The 25,791-nt window shown below is 46.7% G+C and carries 23 protein-coding genes and 1 pseudogene; 14 read left to right on the top strand and 10 right to left on the bottom strand.

Features of this window, described 5'->3' with window-relative positions; translation table 11 throughout:
* The first annotated feature begins 2 nt into the window (after positions 1 to 2).
* The 6 genes from DI392_RS15690 to DI392_RS15665 are packed head-to-tail and all read left to right on the top strand — an operon-like array spanning position 3 to position 5,776.
* Positions 3 to 677, top strand: coding sequence for an ABC transporter ATP-binding protein (locus tag DI392_RS15690; RefSeq protein WP_109320631.1), 675 nt, complete (start codon positions 3 to 5; stop codon positions 675 to 677).
* Positions 674 to 1,924: an ABC transporter permease gene (locus tag DI392_RS15685; RefSeq protein ID WP_109320630.1), complete on the top strand. Its 1,251-nt coding sequence runs from the start codon at positions 674 to 676 to the stop codon at positions 1,922 to 1,924. Before DI392_RS15690 ends, DI392_RS15685 begins: the two co-directional genes overlap by 4 nt.
* Complete coding sequence (locus DI392_RS15680; protein WP_109320629.1) at positions 1,917 to 2,681, top strand: outer membrane lipoprotein-sorting protein; 765 nt, start codon at positions 1,917 to 1,919, stop codon at positions 2,679 to 2,681. Before DI392_RS15685 ends, DI392_RS15680 begins: the two co-directional genes overlap by 8 nt.
* Before the next feature lies 1 nt (position 2,682).
* Positions 2,683 to 3,915 (top strand): hypothetical protein, encoded by a 1,233-nt coding sequence (locus tag DI392_RS15675; RefSeq protein ID WP_109320628.1) that lies wholly within the window; start codon positions 2,683 to 2,685, stop codon positions 3,913 to 3,915.
* Positions 3,915 to 4,988, top strand: a complete 1,074-nt coding sequence (locus DI392_RS15670; RefSeq protein WP_109320627.1) for a sensor histidine kinase — start codon at positions 3,915 to 3,917, stop codon at positions 4,986 to 4,988. Before DI392_RS15675 ends, DI392_RS15670 begins: the two co-directional genes overlap by 1 nt.
* A gap of 5 nt (positions 4,989 to 4,993) precedes the next feature.
* Complete coding sequence (locus tag DI392_RS15665; RefSeq protein ID WP_181388443.1) at positions 4,994 to 5,776, top strand: LytR/AlgR family response regulator transcription factor; 783 nt, start codon at positions 4,994 to 4,996, stop codon at positions 5,774 to 5,776.
* 98 nt (positions 5,777 to 5,874) lie between these two features.
* Here the strand turns inward: DI392_RS15665 and DI392_RS15660 are convergent, their stop codons facing one another.
* Together DI392_RS15660 and DI392_RS15655 are read right to left on the bottom strand one after the other, a co-directional pair.
* Positions 5,875 to 6,462, bottom strand: a complete 588-nt coding sequence (locus tag DI392_RS15660; protein WP_109320625.1) for a TMEM165/GDT1 family protein — start codon at positions 6,460 to 6,462, stop codon at positions 5,875 to 5,877.
* Between the two features lie 136 nt (positions 6,463 to 6,598).
* Positions 6,599 to 7,507: a chemotaxis protein CheW gene (locus tag DI392_RS15655; protein ID WP_109320624.1), complete on the bottom strand. Its 909-nt coding sequence runs from the start codon at positions 7,505 to 7,507 to the stop codon at positions 6,599 to 6,601.
* A 167-nt stretch (positions 7,508 to 7,674) separates the two neighbouring features.
* On the opposite strand from DI392_RS15655, the gene ppiC reads away from it, so the two are divergent.
* Positions 7,675 to 7,953, top strand: coding sequence for a peptidylprolyl isomerase PpiC (gene ppiC, locus DI392_RS15650; protein WP_109320623.1), 279 nt, complete (start codon positions 7,675 to 7,677; stop codon positions 7,951 to 7,953).
* Positions 7,954 to 8,034: 81 nt separating this feature from the next.
* Here the strand turns inward: ppiC and DI392_RS15645 are convergent, their stop codons facing one another.
* The 4 genes and pseudogenes from DI392_RS15645 to DI392_RS15630 all read right to left on the bottom strand — a co-directional run bounded on the left by DI392_RS15645 (position 8,035) and on the right by DI392_RS15630 (position 13,175).
* Complete coding sequence (locus tag DI392_RS15645; RefSeq protein WP_109320622.1) at positions 8,035 to 10,017, bottom strand: TonB-dependent receptor; 1,983 nt, start codon at positions 10,015 to 10,017, stop codon at positions 8,035 to 8,037.
* A gap of 4 nt (positions 10,018 to 10,021) precedes the next feature.
* Positions 10,022 to 11,452 (bottom strand): annotated as a pseudogene (locus DI392_RS15640) (iron ABC transporter permease); the annotation flags it as partial.
* Entirely contained in the window at positions 11,449 to 12,396 is a 948-nt protein-coding gene (locus tag DI392_RS15635; protein WP_109320620.1) for an ABC transporter substrate-binding protein, read from the bottom strand. The pseudogene DI392_RS15640 and the gene DI392_RS15635, both read right to left, overlap by 4 nt.
* Positions 12,387 to 13,175, bottom strand: a complete 789-nt coding sequence (locus DI392_RS15630; protein ID WP_109320619.1) for an ABC transporter ATP-binding protein — start codon at positions 13,173 to 13,175, stop codon at positions 12,387 to 12,389. The genes DI392_RS15635 and DI392_RS15630 overlap by 10 nt, the downstream gene beginning before the upstream one ends.
* 167 nt (positions 13,176 to 13,342) lie before the next feature.
* Between DI392_RS15630 and DI392_RS15625 the strand changes: the two genes are divergently transcribed.
* Positions 13,343 to 14,974 carry an ABC transporter ATP-binding protein gene (locus DI392_RS15625; RefSeq protein WP_109320618.1) on the top strand — a complete coding sequence of 544 codons (1,632 nt, stop codon included), beginning with the start codon at positions 13,343 to 13,345 and terminating at the stop codon, positions 14,972 to 14,974.
* Between the two features lie 60 nt (positions 14,975 to 15,034).
* On the opposite strand, the gene DI392_RS15620 is transcribed toward DI392_RS15625, so the two are convergent.
* Entirely contained in the window at positions 15,035 to 15,886 is an 852-nt protein-coding gene (locus DI392_RS15620) for an SDR family oxidoreductase (RefSeq protein ID WP_109320617.1), read from the bottom strand.
* 200 nt (positions 15,887 to 16,086) lie between these two features.
* Between DI392_RS15620 and DI392_RS15615 the strand changes: the two genes are divergently transcribed.
* Positions 16,087 to 16,497: a winged helix-turn-helix transcriptional regulator gene (locus DI392_RS15615; protein ID WP_181388442.1), complete on the top strand. Its 411-nt coding sequence runs from the start codon at positions 16,087 to 16,089 to the stop codon at positions 16,495 to 16,497.
* A gap of 145 nt (positions 16,498 to 16,642) precedes the next feature.
* Here the strand turns inward: DI392_RS15615 and DI392_RS15610 are convergent, their stop codons facing one another.
* Entirely contained in the window at positions 16,643 to 16,831 is a 189-nt protein-coding gene (locus tag DI392_RS15610) for a hypothetical protein (RefSeq protein ID WP_109320616.1), read from the bottom strand.
* A gap of 516 nt (positions 16,832 to 17,347) precedes the next feature.
* On the opposite strand from DI392_RS15610, the gene DI392_RS15605 reads away from it, so the two are divergent.
* Positions 17,348 to 19,159 carry a sensor domain-containing protein gene (locus DI392_RS15605; protein WP_109320615.1) on the top strand — a complete coding sequence of 604 codons (1,812 nt, stop codon included), beginning with the start codon at positions 17,348 to 17,350 and terminating at the stop codon, positions 19,157 to 19,159.
* Between the two features lie 30 nt (positions 19,160 to 19,189).
* Here the strand turns inward: DI392_RS15605 and arfB are convergent, their stop codons facing one another.
* The gene (gene arfB / locus DI392_RS15600; protein ID WP_109320614.1) at positions 19,190 to 19,603 is read right to left on the bottom strand and encodes an alternative ribosome rescue aminoacyl-tRNA hydrolase ArfB; all 414 of its coding nucleotides are present in this window, start codon (positions 19,601 to 19,603) and stop codon (positions 19,190 to 19,192) included.
* 1 nt (position 19,604) lies between these two features.
* Positions 19,605 to 20,549: a sugar-binding transcriptional regulator gene (locus DI392_RS15595; RefSeq protein WP_245884101.1), complete on the bottom strand. Its 945-nt coding sequence runs from the start codon at positions 20,547 to 20,549 to the stop codon at positions 19,605 to 19,607.
* A gap of 212 nt (positions 20,550 to 20,761) precedes the next feature.
* Here DI392_RS15595 and dalD point away from each other — a divergent pair, with 212 nt between their 5' ends.
* The 4 genes from dalD to hxpB all read left to right on the top strand — a co-directional run bounded on the left by dalD (position 20,762) and on the right by hxpB (position 25,629).
* On the top strand, positions 20,762 to 22,129 hold the full coding sequence (gene dalD / locus DI392_RS15590; protein ID WP_109320613.1) for a D-arabinitol 4-dehydrogenase: 1,368 nt from the start codon (positions 20,762 to 20,764) through the stop codon (positions 22,127 to 22,129).
* 9 nt (positions 22,130 to 22,138) lie between these two features.
* Positions 22,139 to 23,602, top strand: a complete 1,464-nt coding sequence (gene xylB / locus DI392_RS15585; protein WP_109320612.1) for a xylulokinase — start codon at positions 22,139 to 22,141, stop codon at positions 23,600 to 23,602.
* Between the two features lie 96 nt (positions 23,603 to 23,698).
* Entirely contained in the window at positions 23,699 to 24,973 is a 1,275-nt protein-coding gene (locus DI392_RS15580; protein ID WP_109320611.1) for an MFS transporter, read from the top strand.
* Between the two features lie 17 nt (positions 24,974 to 24,990).
* Positions 24,991 to 25,629 carry a hexitol phosphatase HxpB gene (gene hxpB / locus DI392_RS15575; RefSeq protein ID WP_109320610.1) on the top strand — a complete coding sequence of 213 codons (639 nt, stop codon included), beginning with the start codon at positions 24,991 to 24,993 and terminating at the stop codon, positions 25,627 to 25,629.
* Positions 25,630 to 25,791 lie beyond the last annotated feature (162 nt).

The raw sequence follows: 25,791 nt of genomic DNA, 5'->3' as shown, positions 1-25,791 counted from the left end.
TAATGATCAGGTTTAACGCGCTTTCGAAACAGTATCAGCTGGGACATCAGATAGTCCCGGCATTGCAAGGTGTCTCTGGAGAGATCCGAACCGGAGAAATGGTGGCACTGTGTGGGCCATCCGGTTCAGGTAAGAGTACCTTGCTGAATATCCTTGGGCTGCTGGACATGGACTATCAGGGTGAGATTTGGTTTCAGAATAAACCCTACCCCAAAAGTGCAAAGGAGGCCGCAACATTACGGCGCTCTCAGTTGGGGTTTGTTTTCCAGCGTTTTAATCTGATACCAGTAATGACGGCTCAGGATAACGTGGCTTATCCGCTGCACTTAAATGGGTACAGCAAACAGGAGCAGGATAGCATTGCTGCGGAAATGCTGGAGCGTGTTGGCCTGGCTGATTTTATTTCCCATAAACCGGATAACCTGTCCGGAGGTCAGCAGCAACGTGTCGCGATTGCCCGGGCGTTAGTTCACAAACCGGCTCTGGTGATTGCTGATGAGCCAACGGCCAGCCTGGATAGTCAGAATGCCAATATGGTGATTGATATTATGAAATCGCTGGGACATGAGATGAATACCACGTTTATTGTTGCCACCCATGACTCAAGAATGGCTGATCGTTGCGACAGAAGTATTCAACTGCTGGACGGAATCATTCAGGAGGAGGTCACCGAATGAATATTTACCTTATCAGGCTGGCGTGGCTAAACCTGTTACGCAATGGTCGTCGTAGTTTGTTGTCAGCCATGATCATCGCCATTGCTGTGTTTGCCATTACCAGTGCTGGCGGCTATGGGCTGTATACCTATGACTCACTAAAAGAGATGGCGGCGAGAGACACAGGTCATCTGACCCTGAGTATTCCCGGCTATTTTGAAAAAGATGAGGAAATGCCGCTCAGTAATGGGCTGAAGGGTATCAAGACGATTTCCAGTCAGATTATGAAAGAAGAGCACGTACGCAGTGTCCAGCCCCGAATTTATTTTAACGGGCTGATCTCGAATGGAAATAAATCGACGATTTTTGTCGGAACCGGGGTGAACGAGCGGGAATTTGCCATGAAAGGTCCGTTTCTGGATATCAAGCAGGGCGGCACACTAATGGATGTAAACAGCAGCCGCTATGATCCGGCCGAACCTCAGGTGATGCTGGCAAAGGACCTCGCGAAGAACCTGAAAGTAGAGGTGGGAGACTGGGTTACTCTGCTGTCGACTACAACCGATGGCGCGTTGAATGCGTATGATTTTAAGGTGCGGGGTATATACGGTACGGGTGTCCCTGAGCTGGATAAACGGCAGCTCTATATTCATATCTCCATGGCGCAGGATCTTCTGGTGTCTGAAAAAGTGAGCACCTTGTCTGTGTTTCTGTTTGACACCCGGGCAACCACGCAGGTTCAGCAGAAACTGGAAACCTTATTACCGACCTTATCGTTGGAACAGACAATAGAAGTGACACCGTGGAATGAGCGGGCTTTCTTTTATAAGAAAGTAAAAGATCTGTATGACGGTATATTTGGCATGATGGGGTTCATCCTTAGTATTGTGGTGTTTGTTTCTCTGTTTAATTCCATGACCACCAGTGTAACGGAACGCACCAGAGAGATAGGGACACTGTCGGCACTGGGGAGTTATCCGGGAGAGATCATCGCTGGGTTTATGCGCGAGGCCGGGCTGCTGGCGTTGCTGGGTGCTGTTACCGGTACACTGATTACGGTTTGTGTCAGTGGGTTGCTGATGGTGGTGGATGTGCAAATGCCACCGCCACCGGGTAGTACGGAAGGTTACCCTCTTTTCATCTACTTCTCGTTTGAACTGGCCGCTTATGCTTCGGCAGCCGTGATAGTGATCTGTCTGGTGGCCGCGTATTTCTCAGCACGCCGGGGTGTCAGAAAACCAATAACGGAGGCGCTGACGTATGTGTAATTTTATTAGAATCGCTTTATTGTCTGTATGCACGGTGTGTGCGTCTGCCAGTGTCGTCGCGATGCCTGATGTGGTCTCTATGTTGCAAACAGCAGATGACTTCCGGCTGGAAAATGCCTCTTCTAAAGTCGTTTCTCTGGTGACTTTGTATGAAAACGGGGAGCAAACCAAAACCCGCCGTTATCATGTGTATACCCGTCCGGAAAGGGAATCGCTGGTGGTATTCAAATCTAAAGCTGAGGCCGGGCAGAAAATGCTGATGCTTGGAGATAATTACTGGCTGCTGATGCCAAAAAGCCGCAGGCCAATCCGAATCACCCCCATGCAAAAGCTGCTTGGTGAAGCGTCGGTCGGGGATATCTCCACTCTGACCTGGAGTGAAGATTATGAGGGAGTCTGGGTTAAAGAAGAATCCATATTGCAGGAAGACGGTACAGAGATACCGGCAAATCTTCTGCAACTAAAATCGGTCACCAAAGGGGCCAGTTATCATCGTATTGAGTTGTGGCTGGAGAAAGGCTCGGATTTTCCACTGAAAGCGAACCTTTATCTGCGTTCCGGAAAACTGGCTAAGGAGGCCCGGTATAGCAAAGGCGAAAGAAAAGGCCGGGTGGTGGTGAGCGCTATGACTTTGTTGGATAAGATTCAGCCAAGCAAGAAAACGAAGATTGAATATCAGTCGGTAGAGCCGCTGTCACTGAATGATAAGTACTACAACCCGGCTTATTTGTCCCGAAATCAGGTATCGGATCTGTAATATGAAAATATCTGTATTATCAATGCTTCTGGTGCTGGGTGCATTTGGCGCTCAGGGAGAGGAGCTTTCTTTGAGCTGGGACTGGATAGTGAGTGCTGAGGCGGTTAGCCACAGAGATACCCTGTACACCGAGGTGAAAAATGACACTGGCACTGACCGGATAAATGGACTGCTGGATGTGGAAGCCGGTTACGGTCATTGGCGGGGGTTGTTTTCTCTGAAAGGGAATAACTTGTACAGCAGTGATGAGAAAGAAGACCCCAGTTCCCGGTTTATTGTCCGGGAGCTGTTCTGGCAGGGTTCGGGCAGTATTGCCGATACCAGTCTGGATATGACGGTGGGGAAAGTCCGGCTCGACTGGGGCGTTGGTTATGGGTATCGTCCTCTGGATATATTTAAACCTTATCGGCGTCATCCTGTCGGCATTCAGGTTGAAGAAGGAGCGGGTGTTGCCTCCCTGTCTTACTTTGACAGCCAGGGTGAGTGGACGCTTCTGTATACCAACTCTTCCTGGACTAACGAAAGTGGCAGTCTTCTGGAAGAAAAAACGGAACAGCAGGGAATAGGGATTCGTCGTTATAAGCTGGTTGGTGATCACGAATATCAATGGTTACTTTACTATGATGACCTTCGTCATAGCTTGGTTGGGGGCAGTGTAGTTTCTGTCCTCAATGATGCCTGGGAGGTGCATGCATCCGCGGTTTATCAGGCCCGTTTTATGGGGTACGCCATTCAAGAGGATTATGAACCGGTTGTGCTGAACGAGCAGAAACAGGCCTTTCAGGGCTTACTTGGTACGACATGGGCAAATGAAGCAGGACACAGCGTGATCCTTGAGTACTGGTATGACAGCCGTTCCTGGGGAGAAGATGAATGGAATGAGGCACATCAGAGAGTAACGAGTTTTTCATCGGATCCCGGTTTGAATGCGCTGCGTTATTCCTATGCTCAGGGGTTGACTCATGCCAATCTGATGCAGCATAACTTAATGTTGCACTGGAGTCTGGATTCCCGTTGGTTAAATAACCTGACCCCGACGTTGGATTTACTGTATTCCCCGGTTGATCACGGCATTATTGCGACGCAATGGCTGACCTATCTAATGCTGGATACCGGACGATCAAAGGCTGAAATGGAAGTGGCAGGCCGTTATTTCGGCGGTGACGATTCCTCCGTTTATGCCCGTCTTCCTGATGATTTTATGCTCCTATTGAATATAAAAGGTAAATTTTGATGAGCAATAGTTTGATAAATAATCGTATTCAAAGTGTACTTCCCAGAGCAAGAAGTTTCCTGATCACGACGGTTGTGTGTGCAGTCATTGCTATGTTCACTAGGAGTTTATGGCCGGTTAGTCCTTACCATGAACATCTGTTGATCAGTTTTGGGTTCGGATACAGTTCATTAATCTGTGAACAGGGGCTGTCCTGTTTTTTCCCACAACTTTCGAGCCGTGTTATTAATATTTTTTCCCTGTCCGGAGCCATGCTATTCGGGACGCTGAACGCGTATTACTGGTTGTCAGAATACGAAGGGCTTCAGTCCTTTTCGGGCATGCTGCCGGTAATAGTGTTGGGGTTAATTTTCTCTTCATTCTGTTTTTTCTATTTTTATTCTTACGAAAAAAACCTGATTATTCAGAAAGAGCTGGAAATTACGCGTCGCAAGCAATCGGAGAAGGAAAAAGAGCTGGTGCTCAGTCAGTTAAAGCAGTTACAGAGCCAGATAGAGCCTCATTTTTTGTTTAATACACTGGCTAATGTGACGGTACTCATCGATCATGACAGTGAAAAAGCCAAGCTAATGCTAAGTCGCCTGACCGATTTATTACGTACAACATTAACTACCAACAGAAAGCAGTTAACCTCTCTGGAGCAGGAAATCACCATGCTGTCAGCGTATCTGGATATCCAGAAAATTCGGCTCGGTGCCCGGCTGGACTATCAGGTAGAGTGTGAAGAGCCGCTCAAGAAAACCATGATACCACCACTACTGTTACAACCATTGGTTGAGAATGCGATAACCCACGGTATTGAACCGAAATGTGAAGGGGGAGTTGTTCGGGTAAACATCTATGCAGATGATGACTGGATCTGGATTAAAGTGATTGATAACGGCAGAGGCTTCACCTTCGACAATGATAGATCCGGGCATGGTGTCGCACTGGCAAATATCCGTAACCGGCTAAAAGCATTGTTCAGTGATCAGGGGCAGTTGACGATAAAGGAAAATCTTTCCGGAGGGGTGACGGCCTCAGTACAGATCAGCTACCAGGGGTTAGAAGCATTGGCGGGAATAAGGGAGTGAAACCGATGACAAGTGCAGTGATTGCTGATGATGAGCCTTTACTAAGACATCATCTGAATAGAATGTTGGCAGATTCATGGGCTGAGCTGGAGATTATTGGTCGTGCTGAAAATGGCCTTCAGGCTCTGGAGCTGATAGAGCAACATCATCCGGATATTGCGTTTCTGGATATCCGGATGCCAGAGCTGGATGGTATGGCGCTGGCAGCCAGACTGAAAAATATGTCTCAGCCACCGCTGGTGGTGTTTATTACGGCCTATGATGAGTATGCGGTAAGAGCATTTGAGCAAAATGCGGTGGACTATCTTCTTAAACCTCTCAATGACAAACGGTTATGGGAGACCTGTGAAAAGCTCCAGAAGAGGCTGGATGAGAGACATCAAGGTGACAATACCGACAATTTATCCGCACTCGTCAGCCAGTTACAACATCTTCAGCAGAACGCGAAACCGGATTACCTGGCCTGGATAAAGGCCGCTAAAGGCGAAGAGATTTATTTGATTCCGGTTGCTGAAGTGCTGTTTTTCAGAGCGGAAGACAAATACGTTTCGGTACTCAAACAAACGGAAACCGGATGCGGAGAAGAGTTTATTATCCGGACATCCTTAAAAGAGTTGATGCAAAGGCTGGATCCCGACTTGTTCTGGCAAGTCCACCGTTCCAGCGTGGTGAATGTATCGGCGATTGAGAAAGTCAAAAAAGGAATAACCGGTCAGATGAAAGTGGTGATTAGTGGCTATGAATTACCCGTAAGCCGCAATGCCCAGCCTTTGTTTAAGGGGATGTAAAAATTCTCCGCCATGAACTATCGCGACAGACCCATTCAGAACTGCAGAATGCCTGAATACACCGGACGGGTATCCGGTGTATCATTTTTGTAAACAGGTCAGAGCTGGTCGATAAGTAAGAGAGCGGCCAGTGTAATAAAAAACATGCCATTGATTCTGTGTAGTGACTGGATATTAATCCGGGAAAGGAACTTCCGGCCGGCATAGACACCGATCAGAGAGGTTGCCGATAATGCCAGTGTCGCTGAAAGCCAGACACTGAGAGGAGAATAGGTGGTTCCCATGGTAATGACGGCCAGTTGAGTTTTATCACCCAGCTCCGCAAGGAAAATCATCATTAGGGTGGTCAGGAAAATATTCCGGCCGGTTTTCTGACTCCCCTCATTTATACCTTCCTCTTCATCTTCCTGACACAGCAGTGCCTGTATTCCGAAAACGGCAAACAGTCCGGCTGCAATAAGAGTGAGCCATTGCTGTGGTATGAAGTGGGTTAAACTGGTGCCTACGGTCACCGCAAGCAGGTTTAACAGGCTGAATGCGGCCACAGCCCCTATAGCCACCGGCCTGGCCCTGTGTCGGGAAGCGAGTGTCATACAGACCAGCTGACTTTTATCTCCCATTTCGGCAAGGAAGATCACCCCGAATGTCAGCAGGGAAGATGAGAATAATTCGAATGGTAAGTTCATACTATTTACTATGTTGCTGCTATGTCCAGTGATGGCGTTCTCTGTCTTTTATTGTGCAGAGATAAGCCGGGCAGCGATAATAGCATTTTTGATGGAGCAGTTAATAGCTTAAGTAGTGTCGTTATAACGTAATGTATCAGCTTTTCATTGCTTCTGCGCTGAGTTGTTCGGCTCCGCGCAGCATTGCCTGAACGAGCTCCGTAGCATCAAATTTAGTCAAAGCCTCATGGGCACCAACCTGATGGGCTCTGTCTGCGCTCATTTCACTGGAAAGAGAAGTATGCAGGATACGGTAAGCGTGGCTGAGTAACGGATCATTTTGGACTTCAAATGCCAGCTCATAGCCATCCAGCCCCGGCATTTCGATATCACTCACCAGAATATCAATAGGATTACCTTCTGCCGCTCTTTCTCTCATCAGATCAATAGCTTCCGCACCATTCTTACAGACGAAGTAAGGAATATTAATGCTGTCCAGAGCGTCAGAGAGCTGCTTACGGGCAATGGTTGAATCGTCCACCAGGAGAATATTAAGAGGTTTAAGCTTTTCACGTTCAACATCGGTGAGTATAGGAAAACGGGCGGATGCTTCTTGCGGGTAAATTTTGGACAGCAATAACTCAACGTCCATCAACTGAACGATGTTATCTTCATGCCGGGTTATTCCTGTGACAAAAATATTATGCCCGGCGGTCTCTGGAGCCGGTTCAATGGCTCGCCAGTCACAGTCGATGATTTTCTCGATAGAACGCACCATAAACGCCACAACGGTACGGAGGCAGTCGGTAACAATCAGGTAGCAGTTGTTATATTCTTCAGGGGCAATAGAACGGAACCCAATCGCGGCAGCCATATCAATCACAGGAACCGTCAGGCCTCTAAAAGTGATAGCGCCAATCACATTATGGTGAGAATACGGAATTTGGGTTGTCGGCATATACGGAATAATTTCCCGGACTTTTAATGTGCCGATAGCAAAGCTCTGCTGTTGAAGAGACAATTTAAATAACAGCATTCCCTGAGACTGGTTTGCTTTGCTTTTCATATCGTATCCTGTTTCCCTGTGGTGTTAAGAGATTATACCTGATAAGGCGGAATAAACACCGCTCATGTTAAGTTTGTTTGGGTATATAGTCCAAGACAGGTTAATGATTGTCGATTACATACAGATTACGCTAGAATCCGCGCGTCAACAAAAGAGAGGTAACCACTATGGCCCGGACCGCAGCCGCACTGCATATTCTAGTAAAACATGAGGCTCAGGCAAAAGATATTTTGCAGCAACTTAAAAAAGGGGCAAAATTTCAGACGCTTGCCAAAAAATACTCCACATGCCCTTCTGGTAAAAAGGGCGGTGACTTGGGCGAATTCAATCAGGGAGCCATGGTGCCTCAGTTTGACAAGGCTGTATTTAAGAACGAAGTACTGAAGCCATTTATCGTAAAAACACGCTTCGGTTTTCATGTGGTGAAAGTGTTATATCGCACTTAGTACGGTTTTGCTCTCCCTCATAAAGTGGGGAGAGCAAAGATTAAGAGTTACTATTTATTTGTCAGAAGTTATAACTTGTTGTCAGAAATCATAACTTGCAGACACAACGACAGTTCTTGGGTTGCCCTGTACCAGATATCCGGAACCCGGATAGCCCCCGGCAGCAGCCCAGTAATCTTTATCCGCTACATTTTCTACTCGTGCCCGCAGAGTCAGATCATGCTGATCCAGATTAACCAGATAACGAGCGCCCAGGTCAAAACGAGTCCAGGACGAAACTTTCAGAGTATTTGACTCATTGGCATACTGAGAACCAGTATAAATAGTGCGGCCTTCCAATGTTAAGCCTTCAACAAACGGTGTATCCCATTCAAGGTTTAGATTTGCCTGAACTTCCGGAACACCGATTACAGCATTGCCGTCATAAGCACCGTCTGTTGTTTTATTCAGCTCCGTATCGGTCAGAGTGATACCGCCCAGAACTTTTACGCTTTCAACCGGCATACCATACATAGTCAGCTCTGCACCCTGATTGATTTGCTCGCCATCCTGAGTCAGGTTGTCATTTCCGTCAATAAGAGCCCCTGCTTTGGTTGTTCTGAACAGATTGATGCTCCCCCCATAAAAGCTATTGTCATATTTAATCCCAAGCTCGATCTGTTTCGATACATAAGGGTTTAGGACTTCTCCGGCATTGGCGTAGGTAACGTATGAAGAACGAATAGCGTTCCACGTCGGAGATGAACTTACGGTTTCTCCCGGTGTGAGTGCTTCTGCGTAGTTGGTATATAGTGAGACGTTGTCTGTGGCTTTATACACAATACCCGCGAAAGGCGTCACCGCAGAATCATCATATTGGACATCCATTACCCCGTCATAGTTGGTTGAGCTTTCCTGCTCAATAGTCTGGTAACGTGCGCCCAGTGTAACCAGCAATTGTTCATTGAACAGCGCCATTGTATCTGCCAGAGAAATACCGGATAACTCGTACTTCAATTGGTCTTTTGGATCGCCCATGTCACCTGTGGTGGTTGTCATATCTGATGCAAGATTCGTAGGGTTATACAGGCTGGTTGCCGGGGAGAAATAGTAGCCATATGCGTATGCCTGTTTTGCCGACATCGTGTAATAAGAGCCGGAAACGACAGCAGTATGCCCGATGGAGCCTGTCGTAAATTCATGACGGATACCTGCATCACTGGACAAAATTTCGTCTTCCCGAATATTTTCATAGGGCATGTATGAAGAGCCGTTGCCATTTTCATCAACTGAGAGGTTAGCAAATACGTTATGCTCTGTACCCTTACGGGCTCCAACGGCCAGCCAACTGGTTGTGTCATCAGTTAAATCATATTCTCCACGAACAGCACCAAACAATTGCCTGTCATCGGTGTAAGTCCAGTCTTGGGCGTAGTTTGTTGAGGCATCTGGTGCAGATGGAATGGATGTGCCACTTGGGGTCACACTTTCTCTTGGGGAATCGACATGATGATCCTGATACCCGATATCTGCGGAGAAACGGAAACGTTCGCTGTCATGATCGAAACCTACAGAGATAACACCAAGCTCACGCTCCTGATCTTCTACAGAGGTTTCACCATTACGGCCGATCAGGTTAACCCGAATACCATTTTCCTGATTACTACCAAAACGGCGGCCGATATCTAATGCGGCATAAGCTTGTCCACCTGTTTCCGACCCCATCGTAACCCGGGTCAGAGGCTTTTCACCCGCTCGTTTCGGTACTACGTTAATTGAACCACCAATAGCACTCTCTGCCTGAGCGGCACCATTCAGGAACGTATTGGATCCCCGGAAAACTTCTACCCGTTCTAACATCTCGGCAGCAACATATTGACGGGGAAGAATGCCGTATACACCATTGACCAGCATATCATCAGAGAATACGGGAAGACCGCGGATCATATAGATTTCCTGAAGGTTTCCGAACCCTCTGGTTGTGCGCACTGTCGGATCATTTTGCAGCACATCAGCGACACTGTGTGCCTGCTGGTTGCTGATCAGCTCGGAGGTGTAGTTGGTGCTGGAGAATGGTGTCTCCATGGTGTCCTGTCAGGATCATACTGGATGGCGCGTATTGATGTCGTTTACCCAGCAGTAAAAGCAGGCAGAGTACGACCAGGCTGCCGATCATGGCCGTTAACCAAGGCGTCGCAAGCAGAGATTGCCCGAAGAACAGAATCGAAAAAACCAGTGCAAATGTTGCCCCGGACGAAACCCCAAGAATATCCGGACTCGCCAGAGGGTTGTATAACAATCTTTGCAGTATGGTGCCTGCAACGGCAAGGCCAGCACCGGCACTCATCGCTGTAATGGCTCTTGGCCAGCGCAGTTCCCATTGGTAGGTATTGGGAAAAGCAAATTGCCACTGAAGTTCATTTGGCTGGGCCAGAAGATAAAGTATTACTGCCGTAATAAACAGACCACAGAACAGAAGTACGGTAGTGGTATTCATGACAGTGCGGCTGTCTGGTAAACGTACAGCCATGTTGTCCTGCGCTTTCATTTTTTTCCGGTTGAACCAGATTAAAGCCGGGGCTCCGATAGCGGCTGCGGTGACGCCACTGGGAATGAGCTGGCCTGTCCACTCGCTCATCGCCATAGAGAGTATATCGGTCAGGATAAGCAGCAGTGCCCCAAGCAACAGACTGGTATATAACTCCTCTTTTGCGGTTCTGGCACCCAGAGCCCGGGAAATGTTTGGTGTCAGCAGACCGATAAAACCAATCAGACCGACGGCAGTGATTGCGGCTGAGACCAGCCAGATCCCGCTAATCATCAGCAGCAGGAAGACGGGCACCACGGGAAGACCACGTGCTGCTGCGCCTTCTTGTCCAAGGCGTAACAGCAAGAGTATTCTCGGTGCCACGATCAGCAAAGGCAGGGCAAGCGAAAGGCGTGGCAGTAGCCAGAGCACCCAGTCCCAGCCGTTCTGAGCCAGATCACCGGCTCCCCACATAAAGACATTTTGTGCATACTGTTGATTCAGCAGAATAATAGCGGTTGCCAGCGAGCCAAACAGGATATTAACCACCATACCGGAGATCACCAGTGGCAGGCCGGTAATATTTTTCAGTCCGGTGATCAGCAGGATAAAGGCAAAGGCTGTCAGTGCTCCGCCCATAGCCGCCATGGCACTGAAATCTGGTATGGAATCAGGCAGAAATACACTCAGTATCACCAGAGCCAGCCAGGCACCTGACGATGTACCCAGGGTAAATGGAGAAGTCAGATGATTCTGGGTTAACTGTTGCATCAGGCTACCGACCAGTCCCAGAGTGGCACCGACCAACAAGGTGATAACTACCCTCGGCAGTTGGGCATAGACAAAATTAAAATCTGCAAAAGATTCTGCCTGAAAAGGGGTAAAAGCCAGCGTCAGTTGGTGCTGCCAGCTCAGCGACTGATTGATCTGCAGGCTTATAAAGGCGGCTGACAGAAGCAACATGGCAGGAAATAAGAAATGCCGGATAGTCATGACTGAGGTCCAAGTTTCAGCAGACTTTCAGTGATGGCCTCTGCGGTATACATCAGCGACATTGCGCCGCCATAACTCCAGACCGAGCGAACTGAGTTCACATGTCCTGAGCGAACGAACGGCATAGCCCGCCACAGAATGGACTTTTGCAGTGTCTTTTCTTCCGCAAACGGAAGCAGATAAAGCACATAACCGTCGGTGACATACTGCAGTTCAGAAAGGGGCTTCTGGATAATCCCCCACTTGGCTGTCGGCTGTGGTATCGCTGTTTTCAGGCCCAGTTGTTCCAGAACATACTGCACCGTTGAATTTTCTGTATAGAGAAAGGCGGAGGTTGTATCGGCAAAGCGCATTGCGACGACTTCAGGCGTCTGCGTTGGGAAAGCAGAGGTGATTTTCTTCCTTAGAGCCTGGAATGTGTTGCTCATTCGGGTCAGTTTTTGCTGCGCGTATTCTTCTTTACCAAAGACTTTGGCTAATTCACTGAATTGTTCGATAGCAACATTGGCATGTTGATGACCGGCGGAGAAATTCGAATAGATCAGTACCGGAGCGATTTGTTCTAAGCGTGGCAGTATCTCTCTGTGTATCTGGGAGGTGATAATAATATCCGGATTCAGTGAGGCGATTTTCTCCAGGTTCGGTTCACTGCGGGTACCTACACTTTTTGTCGTCCGAGGAATCGCGGGCTGAACAACCCACTCGGAATAACTTTCCAGATCCGGTGCGCCAACGGGCGTGATCCCCAGTTCAATGACTTGTTCAAGTGTATCCCAGCTCAGAACCACGGGACGAACCGGTTTGGCTGTTAGTGTATGCTTACCCCGGCTATCGGTGACCTGTACCGGTGTGGCATGGGCTGTGCCCAGTGTGATCGTAATAAAGGAAAATACACTCAAGAACAGGATAAGAGGCTTGTTAGTTATGTTGCAGATTAACGGCATACGATGGCGACCTTATGAGTTTCTGAGGATGGTGTGGCTGGCTGAGGATGATCAATCAGCCGGATAGGGGTGTGATACAGTTTCGTCAGCAGACGTTCATCTGCCAGATCATCAGCGGAACCGTTAAACATCACTTTTCCCTGTTTGAGAGCCAGTATTCGGGTGGCATAACGCAGAGCGAGATTCAGATCGTGCAGAATCACGAGCACGCCTTTTCCGTGGTTTTTATGCAACTCTGAAAGTAGATCCATCAGTTGGTACTGGTAATGGATGTCCAGTGCGGATGTGGGTTCGTCCAGTATCAGAACGGGAGACTGCTGCGCCAGCAACATCGCTACCCAGGCGCGTTGCCGTTCGCCGCCGGAGAGTTCATCGGCAAAGGTATTGGCATAATTCGCCACATCAGTTTTCTCCATGGCCTGCTGAATCATCTTTTCATCTTTATTCCGCCAGCGCCCCAGAGTGCCGCGCCAGGGGAAACGCCCCAGCCTGACCAGCTCTCTGACGGTTAGCCCTAAACTGGCTGGCAGTTTCTGTGGCAGGAAAGCAATGGCGCGGGCCCGCGCTTTTGCATTCAGTCTGTGCAGCGGCTGGGAACGAAATAGTACCTCACCGGTATCCGGTCGGTTTTGCCCGGATAACAGATTAACCAGTGTGGATTTTCCGGAACCATTGTGTCCCAGAACCACGGTGAGCTCATTGGTTGGTATCGACAAATGATCAACGGACAGAATCGCTCTTCCCCCGCGTACCACTTGTACATTATTCAGTGTGAACATAGCATCTTACTTTTAATATTAGGCTGTAAATGGTATTGATAATAATTGGCGTTATCGTTAGTGTTTTGCCCTCATTTTACTGATAATTTGAATAATGAAAAGTCGTTCAGGTCAATAAATATTCCGTTTATTTCCCTTTCCTTGCTGCTAAATTAGGTTAGTTATCCATGTTCCGATGGTTTGAAAATCTTACTCAGGCGTTTCCTAAACATGAACCGGAAACGCCGCCCAATAGTCTGTTTGCCTTTTGCCGTTACTACACCAGAGGCTTTGAAAAGCCATTACTTCTGCTGTCCGTGTTGAGTGCCTGTGTTGCGGTAGCCGAGGTCACTCTGGTGCGTTATATGGGGGAGCTGGTGGATATTCTCAGCAGCCAGAGCCGGGAGAATTTCTGGCTGCATCAGGGGGCTCGAATCACGTCCATGGCTTTGCTGGTGATGGTGGTGATGCCGGTGTTGGCGTTCTTTCATTCCATGATCATGCACCAGTCTATCCTGGGTAATTATCCGATGTCCGTTCGCTGGCAGGCGCATCGCCATCTGCTTAAACAGAGTGTCGGTTTCTTTCAGCGTGATTTTTCGGGAAGAGTCGCCACCAAAGTGATGCAGAACGCCAATGCGATTCGGGAAACCGTCATGAAGATGATGGATATCATGATCTACATTGCCGTGTATTTTGTCTCAGTGCTGTTTATGCTGGCAGAGGCGGATCAGACTCTGGTACTGCCGGTTCTTATATGGCTGATTATCTACATCGTTATCCAGTTCTATTTTGTGCCTGTACTGAAAAAGAATGCCACCGAGCTGGCGGATGCCCAGTCGAATATGACCGGGCGCATTGTTGACAGCTATACCAATATTATGACGGTGAAGCTGTTTTCCCATTCTCAGCGGGAAACCGAGTTCGCTGAAACCGGAATGAAGTATTTTCTGCACGTCACCTACCGGCAGATGCGTACGATTACCGGTCTGCTATTTAGTCTGGATATTCTGAATTATCTGCTGCTGCTTTCGACGGCAGCACTGGCTATCTTTCTCTGGCGGGATGAACTGGTGAGTGTGGGAGTTATTGCCATTGGTATTACTATTTCACTGCGTCTTCAGGGTATGTCCAAATGGATTATGTGGGAGATCCGCGCTCTGTTTGAGAATATCGGTATCGTGATTGACAGTATGAATACCATTGCCCATGAGGCAGAGGTAAAAGATGTTCCGCAGGCGAAGGATTTGCAGGTGACATCAGGTGAAATCCGCTTCACTGCTGTTAACTTCCGTTACGATAATACCAAGGCGGTATTTGATGGTCTTAACCTGCATATTAAACCGGGGGAGAAGGTCGGTATCGTTGGCCGTTCTGGTGCTGGCAAGTCAACGTTAGTCAATCTGTTACTGCGTTTCTATGATATTAACTCAGGAACCATCGCCATTGACGGACAGGGCAAAACCGGGCTGGATGTTCAGGTTGGTGAGCGTGGAGTGAAGCTGTCTGGTGGCCAACGGCAGCGTATTGCAATCGCAAGGGTACTGCTGAAAGACGCTCCTGTTCTGATTCTGGATGAGGCCACATCGGCTCTGGATTCGGATGCAGAATCTGCTATCCAGGAAAACCTGCAGACACTGATGCAGGATAAAACAGTGATTGCGATTGCCCACCGGTTGTCGACCATCAACTCAATGGATCGTCTGATTGTGATGGATGGCGGGTGTATTGCTGAAGAGGGTACGCATGAAGAGCTGCTTGAATCGGGTGGTATTTATGCCCAGCTCTGGGCACGCCAGACCGGTGGATTTATCGGTTAATTGCCGGATAGGATAAACGGCATGGTGTCCAACAGATACCATGCCGAAAAAAACAGCGGATTAGATAAAGGCTTTCACCAACTCGCGCAGCTCTTTGGTTGGATGACCGGTAAGTTTACTGATGGTGTGGCTGTCGTCAAACAGGCCGCCTTTTGACGCACCGACATCGGAATCGGCAAGCATGGCTGCCAGCGGCGTAGGTAGTCCGGCCCCTTCAAGTGCTTTGGCAAACTCGGCTTCCGGCATATCAACGTACGGAACGGTTTTCCCGGTTTCCTCGCTGATAATCTGGCACAGTTCAGCAAGCGTATAGCTCTCATCTCCGGATAACTCATATACCTTACCACTTTGATCTTCATCGCTGGTTAGCACAACCGCGGCGGCTTCTGCGTAGTCTTCCCGGGCCGCTGAGCTGATTTTTCCTTCCTGAGCACTGCCGATGAATGCGCCATTTGCCAGAGCCGGAGCAATACTGGCCAGGTAGTTTTCTGTATACCAGCCGTTACGCAGAATAGTATGTGGAACATTTGTCTCTTTCAGATAGTCTTCTGTCTGAATATGTTCTTCAGCCAGTTGCAACGGGGAGGTGTCAGCGTGAAGCAGGCTGGTATAGGCGATCAGCTCGACACCGGCTGATTTAGCCGCATCAATGACATTCTTGTGTTGAGCAAAGCGCTGGCCGACTTCACTGGATGAGATAAGCAGCAGCTTTTTAACCCCTGTTAGCGCACTGGTCAGTGTCTCTGGCTTTGAATAGTCGGCTTCACGCACCTCAATACCAAGCTCTTTCAGTAGCTGTGCTTTATCCGGGTTGCGTGCAAGCGCAACGACAGTTCCTGCGTCTGTGGTATTTGTCAGATGTTTTAAGACCAGTTGACCTAATTGGCCTGTTGCTCCGGTAACTGCAATCATGTTCTTTCTCCTTTGTTATTGGTTCGTACCTGCCTCAGCCATGTTTTCTATAGAGATGTTTAAATAATTCTATAGCTGAAGCTGGTATCACTCGATTTTGTATAGCTTGCCATTTATACTTACTAATTGTAAGTACGCACTTTTTGGTAAGCGTAAATCTGCAGCCGAAAATTAATCTGATGGGCAGGGATATTATGGAAATGGCAAAAGAAATCAGACAGTTAAAAGAAGAGTCGCTGACTGAAAAATTTCAGCGGGGTGATGTGCTGGCAAAGGCCTGTCCTTCAAGGGGCGTGTTGCATGATGTGACCAGTCGCTGGGGGGTATTGGTACTGTTCTCATTATTGGATGGTACACACAGGTTCAGTGAACTGAGAAAAAGAATTACCGGAGTGAGTGAGAAAATGCTGTCTCAGACGCTACAGGCATTAGAAGCGGACGGGTTTGTGCTGCGTATCTCTCATCCTGTTATTCCTCCCCATGTCGAATATCAGCTGACGGACAGTGGTATTGAAGTGGCTAACCGGGTGAAAGAGCTGGCTAACTGGATTGAACTGAATATAGACGATATCCTTCAGGCTCGGGAGCAATATGCAGCCCGCAAAAAGTAATCTGCAAGATGATTTGGCTATTGTGACTAGCGATGGGAAGCCGCTAACCAAAGCAGTGAATTTAGTGAAGCGGTACTGAACGGCTAAGCAAAGAACTGGCAGCCTTTTGCAGAAAAAGGCTGCGGCAATGGTATTGTATTTCTGGCTACTTATAGTTGGCGTCGTGCAACAGCTCAATAAGTTCTTCTTCGGTTTCTGGCACCTTGTGTAGTGAGACGTCAGGAGCAGCCCCACCTTTAAGCATATAAGCACTGTCAGTACAGTGATCATGGTGAAACCACTTTCCGTCTACGCAGACATCGGTATAGCATCTTGGGTCTTTTTTTAATTCCATCCGGCACCTTCCTACTAACGAAGATTAGTGAACATTACTATTAACTAATATGCCATCGATCGGGGTCTGTCAATTTCGTCAGATAATTCATGAACCATAGGACAGAGACAGAGTGATAAGTGAATGTATCTGTCCCAATCATAACTTGATGATTTTTTGTATCGAATAATGCAATGACGCGATTGCTATCACAGAGGCCAGGTAAGACGTAGAGTAATAAACCTAAGCTTTTTTGTGCTTAATGGTTATAAAAACCCATTTGAGATAAATAGACGGATAATGATAGATTAACCATATTGATAGCATGGTTATCAAGGCTTGCAAGGTAAAACTGGGAATGAGGTCACGAATTGGCTAATGTTATTACATATAGATTAAATGTATTTTTGCGGTGAGTTTGCTCTTGTACTTACAAATCATGGTGACTCTGAGCATAACCGGATAATCTATTTGGAATACGTTTTTAAATTATGGATAAGGATATCTTATGTTTAAGAACCTCTGGCAGGACTTCTCATGAAGTACTCCAATGATACCAAGCCACCGTTTAAACCGAGGCTTCAGGAGGTTGTGCGTGGTGACAGGGAGTTAGTTCCTTTCCTGCAATCATCGTTTATTCGTGATTGTAATATCTCGGATATGGCTGTCGAAGAGAAATATCTGCTGTATTTTTCTATTGTCAAACACAGTTCAAATTCGGTTGTTATTACCGATGACAATATGAATATTGTTTATGTAAACCCAAAGTTTGAAGAGATGAGTGGTTATACTTATCACGAAGTATTGGGTAAAACACCTAAGATTTTAAGTTCCAATAAGACGCCTGAAGAAACATACCACGATATGCACTGCACATTACAAGCTAAAAAGCAGTGGAAAGGAGAGTTTGTTAATATTCGCTGCGATGGCGTTGAATATATTCAAGAAGCTGTGATATCCCCTATCACGAATGTTAAAGGTGAGATAGTTTGTTACCTTGGTGAAAAGAAAGATATTACAGCGCAAAAAAAAGCAGAAAAAGAAGTTCAACAATTAACCATCTTTGACAGTCTGACCGGTTTATATAATCGTGCTTATTTTGTGGAAGAAGTTGGCAGACAGACCGCTTTACCGCCGGTCAAAAAGAATCACTTTTCAATTATATTTATTGACTTAAATCGTTTTAAGAATATTAACGATACCTATGGACATCTGGCAGGTGATAAAGTACTGAGAATAATCTCTAAGCGCTTAGGCAAGACTATTTCTTCTGATGATTTTATCGCAAGAGTAGGTGGTGACGAATTTATAATTACGCACAGAAATGCGACAGAAGAAAGTACATCTCAACTGGCTAAAAACATTGTAGCGTCATTTCATGAACCGGTAATGGTAAACAAGCAAGAACATTATTTAGACGCCAGTTTAGGTTCGGCTATATGGCCCGAAGACGGGCGGACTCTCACCGAGATACTTTCCAGAGCTGATTTGGCAATGTATAACGCCAAAACATTGGGTCACAATTACAGTCCTTATTCTTCCGATATTGGTTTTAAATATACCAGAGAATTAGAACTCAGCAGAAAACTGCATTTAGCAATAGAGAATGACCGGTTATCGCTGGCTTATCAGCCCAAGGTAGACATAAGCACAGGACAAATCGATGGGATGGAAGCGTTGCTTCGCTGGGATGATGCTGAACTGGGTATGATAAGTCCGGTAGAATTTATTCCTGTAGCAGAAAAATACAAAATGATGACTTTACTCGGAAATTGGGTCGTAATGGCGGTATGCAAACAACTCAACCGCTGGGAAAACGAACAAAAGTCATTTAACGGACGGGTAGCAATCAATCTCTCTGTTCAACAAATTGAACATCCACGTTTCTATGAACAGCTACTTTCAATATTAAACAGCGAAAATATATCTCCCTATAAGATAGAACTGGAAGTAACAGAGTCCATGTTAGTCAGTGACCCTGATAAAATTATGGTTCTCTTTTCCAGACTAAAATCCGTTGGATTTAATATCTCTATAGATGATTTTGGAACGGGTTACTCTTCTCTTTCTTACTTAAGTAAACTAAGAGTCGATACTTTAAAAATTGATAAGTGTTTCATTGAAGAAATTACGGTTGATAAGCACGAACAGACAATAGTGAAATCTATCATTGAATTAGGACACAATTTAGGCTTATCTGTTATTGCTGAAGGAGTAGAAACGACTGAGCAGCTTAACTATTTGTCATCACTAGGCTGTGATACCGCTCAGGGTTATTTATTTTATAAGCCACAGCCAGGAGCGAAATTATTTTCTGGGGACCATATACACGCCCTAGCGAAAGTGTGAGAAACGTAAAGCATATATAAGTGTATTTACCTAAAAATCTACCTTTCTACGCAGTGATTTAGTGGCACCTTTTCTCTTTTTAGACTCTACCCGTCGGCGTTGAGAGCCTTTGGTCGGCTTGGTTGCCCGACGTTTTTTTACGACCACCATGGCTGAGAGAATCAACTCCCGAAGGCGATTCAGAGCATCTTCCCGGTTTTGTTCCTGAGTCCGGTAGGTCTGAGCTTTGATGATGATGACGCCGTCTTTGGTGATTCTGGAATCAGACAGTGTGAGTAGCTTTTGCTTGTAGACATCCGGCAGGGTAGAACGTTTGATATCAAACCGTAGATGTATCGCGCTGGACACCTTGTTGACGTTTTGCCCTCCGCTGCCCATGGCACGAATGGCCGACAGGTCAATTTCCCAGTCGGCGAGCTCAACATTGTTAGAAATTTTCAGCATATTAGCGAACCAGCAGCCACTTGGCCGTTGCTTCATCCGTCACAAGGCCATTAATCCATTTACCCTGCAAAGCGGCGAGAATGGTTTTGCGTTTTTCTGCCCCACCGGCTATACCGACTCTGAGGTTGGGATTACGGCGTACGTTGTAGCTGGTATTGCGCTGATTTATCACATGATCGAGCACGTTGCCCTCAATATCGACGAAGGTTCCCAGAATTTCACCTACTGCACCTTGCTCTGTCAGTTCCCCTGCCTGTTGATCGGAAATGAAGCCGTCGGCAATGATCGGGCTGTTACCGCCATCAATAACAGAACCGATACCAATAAAGGTGACGTTCGCCGTGTCTGCGATAGCAGTAATATCCTGATAGAGAGGGTTTTGACACCAGAGATCGTATGCTTCTGCCGAGCGGGAATACCGTGGTGCAGGCAGTTGATAGTAGTTCGCTTTGATTCGGCTGGCTAAAATCAGTGGCACGTCATCGTAATAGTTACATTGTCCGTCTACCGCCATAGCGCTGATAAGGGAAACACATTTTTTATCTGAGTGTTCCATAGGATCCAGATAACTGACCACGCGTTTCAGGGTATTACCTGAACCGATACCGATAATATGCGTGTTCTGATGATTAATATATTCACTCATGATTTGAGCACCGCCATAGGCGACACTATTCAGAACGCTTTCGTCTTGATTTTCCGGGACAATATGGCAGCGCTCCAGAGAAAACTTTTCTTTAACCAGTTCAGAATAATTCAAACAAGTGGCAATAGGGTGGTTAATGCTGACAGACACTGCCCCTTCATCTTTGGCCGCCGCAATCAGTCTTTGTACTACAGGCCTTGATACGCCGAGCTCGGCTGCAATTTCATTCTGATTTTTTCCCAGAATAAAGTACATCCAGGCAGCACGTATGATCTGTTCAGATTTTGCGTAGTTATCCAACCCTATTACCTCAGTGTTCTTCGTTTGTCTTCAGCTCGTTACAGAATACACCACTTAGTTTTACGACTCATGCTCTTGATCAGATTTTTTGCTCTCAATCGGTCATTTGCTCAATATAAATTACTTTTGCTCTTTTGTGATCAAAAGCCCAGATCATGGTCATAAGATCGAATATGATTTTTTGCAACAACAAAACACAAAGAGGAATAATAATGACTAATCAATATACGTGGCTTCATATCGGTCTTGGATCATTTCACCGTGCTCACCAGGCGTGGTACCTGCACAAACTGATTGAGTCTGGTGATGCAAGCTGGAGTATTTCAGCAGGTAACATCCGTAATGATGCAGAGCATACTGTCAAAGCGCTGGCTGATCAGAATGGTAAATATGTGTTGGAAACGGTCAGTCCTCAGGGTGAATGCAAGTATGAAGAGATCACCTCTATCCGTAAGCTTCTGCCTTGGCAGGCAGACCTTAAGCCTTTAGTTGACGAAGGTGCAGCGGAAACCACAAAAGTGATTGCCTTTACCGTGACTGAAGGGGGTTACTACCTGGATACCAGCTATAAGCTGGAAGTTAACAGCGAAGCCATTAAAGGTGATCTTGCTGGTGGTAACCAGACGATTTACGGCACTATCTGCAAAATTTTGCTGCAACGGATGGAGCAGAATACCGGTCCTGTAACTCTGCTGAACTGTGACAATGTTCGTCATAACGGTGAGCGTTTCCATGACGGACTGGTTGAGTTTATCGGTCTGACTGACAAACCTGAGTTGCTGACCTGGGTGGCGAACAACGTAACCTGTCCGAATACTATGGTTGACAGAATTACGCCGCGACCAGCGGAAGACCTGCCTGCGCGTATTAAAGATGTCACTGGTATTGCTGACAAAGCACCGGTAATGGGTGAAACTTTTATTCAGTGGGTAGTGGAAGATAAGTTCAAAGACGTGCGACCGAATCTGGAAGCGGTTGGTGTTGAGCTGGTCGATTCAGTGATTCCTTATGAAGAGGCGAAAATCCGCATTCTTAACTCTTCTCACAGCTGTATTGCCTGGGCGGGCACACTGGTTGGTCTGCAGTTTATCCATGAAAGTACCCTGACAGATTATATCTACAAAATTGCCCATGATTATGTCACGGAAGATGTGATCCCTTGTCTGGGCGACAACGGTATCGATTTGCCTAAGTATCGTGACGTGGTACTGGAGCGTTTCACCAACCCGCATATTAAAGATACTAACCAACGCGTAGCGGCTGACGGCTTCTCGAAAATTCCGGCGATGATCACTCCGACCATGCTTGAGTGTTACCAGCGTGGTGTGGTGCCAAATGCTACGGCAATGCTTCCTGCTCTGTTCTTTGTCTTTATGGAACAGTGGCACAAAGGTGAACTGCCATATGAGTATCAGGACGGCATTCTGGATGAAGCGGCAGTACATGCCATGTTCAATTCTGCTGATCCAATTCATGTTTATGCGACGGATCAGGCTTTATTTGGTGAACTTGCATCTAACCTTGAGTTTGAACAGCTGTTGCGTGACAAAATTGCAACGGTATATCCAATGATTCAGTAAGGAATGACGATGTATTTAGGATTAGATTTAGGCACTTCTGAAGTCAAAGGGCTGGTACTGGATGAAACGGGTAATACCGTTGCTGTACACAGCGCCCCGCTGACAATTCAGAGACCACAGCCGCATTGGTCAGAGCAGGCTCCGCAAGAGTGGTGGGAAGCGACAAATTACCTTGTCACTATCTTGAGAGAAGAGCTGGGCGAACACTGGAGTGCCATCAAAGCGATTGGCTTATCCGGTCAGATGCATGGTGCAGTATTGCTGGATGAAAAAGATAACGTTCTGCGTCCGGCGATTCTCTGGAACGACACCCGCTGTCCGAAAGAGTGTGAAGAACTGGAAGCCGCGGCTCCCGAGCTGCACGCCATCGCTGGTAACCTGGCAATGCCGGGTTTTACAGCCCCTAAATTACTGTGGGTGCAAAAGCATGAACCGGAGATCTTCAGAAAACTGAAAACGGTGTTGCTGCCGAAAGATTACCTGCGGTTGCGAATGACAGGTCGTAAGATCTCGGATATGTCTGATTCCGCCGGAACACTATGGCTGGATGTCAGCAAACGTGACTGGTCTGACTATATTCTGGACAAATGTGGGCTGGACAGAAGTTATATGCCTGAGCTGGTGGAAGGCAGTGATGCGTCAGCGACACTGGCTCCGGAAGTAGCGAAAGCCTGGGGGCTGCAACCATCGGTAGTGGTAGCCGGTGGCGGTGGTGATAACGCCGTGAGTGCTATTGGTGTTGGTGCGATTAAGCCAGGAGATGCATTTATTTCTCTGGGTACTTCTGGTGTGTTATTTGTTGTGAACGATACTTATCGCCCTGCTCCCGAGTCTGCGGTCCACGCATTCTGTCACGCACTTCCAGACCGTTGGCATCAGATGAGTGTGATGCTGAGTGCGGCGAGTTGCCTGCAGTGGTATTGCCGCATTGTGGGTGTCACCGAAGTTGAACTGCTGGAAGAGATCGAACAGCTGGATATGGAACAGAAATCCAGAGCACCGATATTCCTCCCTTATCTGTCGGGGGAAAGAACGCCGCACAACGATCCTAATGCAACCGGTATCTTCCATGGTATGACTCATAGTGCGAACAGGGCTGTGCTTGGTTATTCCGTTCTGGAAGGGGTCAGCTTCGGGATTGCTGACGGGCTCAGAGTGCTGAAAGAAAGTGGCACGGAACTGAGCCAGTGTTCACTGGTGGGTGGCGGCGCAAGAAGTCCGTACTGGGCTCAGCTTCTGGCAGACATTTTAGATATTTCTGTGGTTACCCATAAAGGCGGGGAAACCGGTGGGGCTCTAGGTGCGGCTCGCCTGGGTTGTCTGGCGGTCGGAAAACCGGAAGAAGAGGTATGTAAAAAACCGGAAATATACAAAGTTTATGAAACAAATGCGGAAAATAAAAATTATTTAATGGAGCGATATAATACATTCCAATCGCTGTATAAAAATGATCTGAGTTTCCGCAGTAAATAATTATTAAATAAATAGAACATCTTAAACAATATAAATAAGCACCTTAATATAAATTAAGGTGCTGGATTCTCTCGTACCCTACAAATTGAGGAATATATGGAAAATACTAGCAAGCAGTGGTTAGGGCTTCCCCTTAACCTGATATGGGGCTATGTCGCTATTGCCGTTTTTATGACTGGTGATGGATTTGAATTAGCATTTTTATCCCATTATATAACCGATCTTGGATTTAGTCCGGCACAGGCTTCTTTTGCATTTACGTTATATGGACTTGCAGCGGCACTGGCTGCATGGATTTCTGGTGTGGTAGCAGAAATAATTACCCCACAGAAAACGATGAAAATTGGTTTCTTATTCTGGTGTACTTTTCATGTTTTATTTTTGACTTTTGGATTAGGAAATGCCAATTATCCGCTTATCTTGCTGTTCTATGGTATTCGCGGCTTTGCTTATCCGCTCTTCCTGTACTCCTTTATCGTGGTGATTGTTCACAATGTGAAAAGTGACTCAGTCAGTTCAGCGGTGGGTTGGTTCTGGATGGTCTATTCCGTTGGTATCGGTGTAGCCGGCAGCTATATTCCTAGCTTCACTATTCCAATGATCGGAGAGCTGGGTACCTTGTGGCTGGCACTGGCATTTTGTTTGAGTGGTGGTGTTATTGCCATGGTTTCCCTGCGTAAAGCGAAAACACCAACCCACATGCAGTCGCTATCGACGAAAGAAAAATTGACGGAGCTAAGCCGGGCGGTAACGCTTCTGTATACGAATAAAAATATTATGTATTCCAGCTTTGTTCGTATCATCAATACCCTGTCACTGTTTGGCTTTGCGGTTATTATGCCGATGATGTTTGTGGATGACTTAGGATTTACCACATCCGAATGGCTGCAGGTCTGGGCGGCATTTTTCTTTACTACTCTATTCTCAAACGTCTTCTGGGGAATCATGGGTGAGAAAATGGGCTGGATGAAAGTCGTGCGCTGGTTCGGGTGTATTGGTATGGCGGTATCAAGTCTGTCCTTCTATTATATTCCTCAGTACTTTGGTCACAACTTTTATATGGCGTTGGTTCCCGCTATTTTACTGGGTACTTTTGTCGCTGCATTCGTACCGATGTCGGCCGTATTTCCTGCTCTGGAACCTAAACACAAAGGGGCGGCAATTTCGGTTTATAACCTGTCTGCTGGTTTGTCTAATTTCTTAGCTCCGGCGATAGCTTCAATATTACTGCCTTATTTCAGCACGATTGGTGTTGTGATTGCTTATACCGTTTTATATCTCGCGGCATTTATTTTTACTTATATGATTAAAGTAGAACAGCCAGGATTTGAAAATGAATTTATAGCAGAAGAGGAAGTAACTACGGCCTAATATAAAGAGAGGTAAAAGTGAATAATAAAGCAATTATATTTGATATGGATGGTGTGTTAATCGATTCAGAGCCTTTGTGGCAGAAGGCACAGGATATCTGTTTATCCCAGTACGGGGTTAGAGTGACGCCGGAAGAGTGTGAACGCCATACCATGGGGAAGCGTATTGATGCGATTGCTCAGACCTGGAAGGATATGTTCCATCTGGATGTTGATTTAAACACGCTTGAAAAAGGTATTTTAGATAAATTGTGCCTTCAGGTTATGGAAGAGGGCAGAGCAATGCCTGGTGTCTCGGAAATGATATCTGCAGCAAAGGCGTTAGGATACCAGATAGGATTGGCTACATCTTCAAGTCGGAGGGTAGTTAATGTCGTACTGGATAAACTTGGATTGGTCGAATATTTCGATGAAATCTCCAGCGCTGAAGATGAAAAATACGGTAAACCGCACCCTGCTGTCTACCTGACCACGGCCAGAAAGTTGAATGTTCAGCCGAAAGACTGTTTGGTTATTGAAGACAGTCTTAATGGGTTGATTGCAGCGAAGTCAGCGATGATGACGACATATCTGGTTTCGCACGATTGCCAGGCCCCTAAGTTCGCTTTTGCTGATAACCGTTTTTCATCGATGCTGGAGGTGGTCAAAGTTATATAGTCTGTATCCCGTCTTTTTATTTGTTGTTTGCTTATACCCGCTACGGCGGGTTTTTTTATTCGCAGGAAAAAGAGATCTGGATTGTGTTTTTTCGTCTTTATAGCTAATTTTTTGTGATCAGATTCTCTGTTATCTCTTGGTGTTGTTGAATGGATTTTATCA

It is taken from the genome of Vibrio albus, assembly GCF_003144035.1.
GTDB classification, from domain to species: Bacteria; Pseudomonadota; Gammaproteobacteria; order Enterobacterales; family Vibrionaceae; genus Vibrio; species Vibrio albus.
Note: the sequence above shows the minus strand (reverse complement) of the source record. Positions and strands in the feature narration are given on the sequence as shown.

What these genes read in the sequence shown, in the direction of transcription:
- DI392_RS15690 (WP_109320631.1), top strand. Translation starts at nt 3, where the DNA reads ATGATCAGGTTTAACGCGCTTTCGAAACAGTATCAGCTGGGACATCAG.
- DI392_RS15685 (WP_109320630.1), top strand. Translation starts at nt 674, where the DNA reads ATGAATATTTACCTTATCAGGCTGGCGTGGCTAAACCTGTTACGCAAT.
- DI392_RS15680 (WP_109320629.1), top strand. Translation starts at nt 1,917, where the DNA reads ATGTGTAATTTTATTAGAATCGCTTTATTGTCTGTATGCACGGTGTGT.
- DI392_RS15675 (WP_109320628.1), top strand. Translation starts at nt 2,683, where the DNA reads ATGAAAATATCTGTATTATCAATGCTTCTGGTGCTGGGTGCATTTGGC.
- DI392_RS15670 (WP_109320627.1), top strand. Translation starts at nt 3,915, where the DNA reads ATGAGCAATAGTTTGATAAATAATCGTATTCAAAGTGTACTTCCCAGA.
- DI392_RS15665 (WP_181388443.1), top strand. Translation starts at nt 4,994, where the DNA reads ATGACAAGTGCAGTGATTGCTGATGATGAGCCTTTACTAAGACATCAT.
- DI392_RS15660 (WP_109320625.1), bottom strand. Translation starts at nt 6,462, where the DNA reads ATGAACTTACCATTCGAATTATTCTCATCTTCCCTGCTGACATTCGGG.
- DI392_RS15655 (WP_109320624.1), bottom strand. Translation starts at nt 7,507, where the DNA reads ATGAAAAGCAAAGCAAACCAGTCTCAGGGAATGCTGTTATTTAAATTG.
- ppiC (WP_109320623.1), top strand. Translation starts at nt 7,675, where the DNA reads ATGGCCCGGACCGCAGCCGCACTGCATATTCTAGTAAAACATGAGGCT.
- DI392_RS15645 (WP_109320622.1), bottom strand. Translation starts at nt 10,017, where the DNA reads ATGGAGACACCATTCTCCAGCACCAACTACACCTCCGAGCTGATCAGC.
- DI392_RS15635 (WP_109320620.1), bottom strand. Translation starts at nt 12,396, where the DNA reads ATGCCGTTAATCTGCAACATAACTAACAAGCCTCTTATCCTGTTCTTG.
- DI392_RS15630 (WP_109320619.1), bottom strand. Translation starts at nt 13,175, where the DNA reads ATGTTCACACTGAATAATGTACAAGTGGTACGCGGGGGAAGAGCGATT.
- DI392_RS15625 (WP_109320618.1), top strand. Translation starts at nt 13,343, where the DNA reads ATGTTCCGATGGTTTGAAAATCTTACTCAGGCGTTTCCTAAACATGAA.
- DI392_RS15620 (WP_109320617.1), bottom strand. Translation starts at nt 15,886, where the DNA reads ATGATTGCAGTTACCGGAGCAACAGGCCAATTAGGTCAACTGGTCTTA.
- DI392_RS15615 (WP_181388442.1), top strand. Translation starts at nt 16,087, where the DNA reads ATGGCAAAAGAAATCAGACAGTTAAAAGAAGAGTCGCTGACTGAAAAA.
- DI392_RS15610 (WP_109320616.1), bottom strand. Translation starts at nt 16,831, where the DNA reads ATGGAATTAAAAAAAGACCCAAGATGCTATACCGATGTCTGCGTAGAC.
- DI392_RS15605 (WP_109320615.1), top strand. Translation starts at nt 17,348, where the DNA reads ATGAAGTACTCCAATGATACCAAGCCACCGTTTAAACCGAGGCTTCAG.
- arfB (WP_109320614.1), bottom strand. Translation starts at nt 19,603, where the DNA reads ATGCTGAAAATTTCTAACAATGTTGAGCTCGCCGACTGGGAAATTGAC.
- dalD (WP_109320613.1), top strand. Translation starts at nt 20,762, where the DNA reads ATGACTAATCAATATACGTGGCTTCATATCGGTCTTGGATCATTTCAC.
- xylB (WP_109320612.1), top strand. Translation starts at nt 22,139, where the DNA reads ATGTATTTAGGATTAGATTTAGGCACTTCTGAAGTCAAAGGGCTGGTA.
- DI392_RS15580 (WP_109320611.1), top strand. Translation starts at nt 23,699, where the DNA reads ATGGAAAATACTAGCAAGCAGTGGTTAGGGCTTCCCCTTAACCTGATA.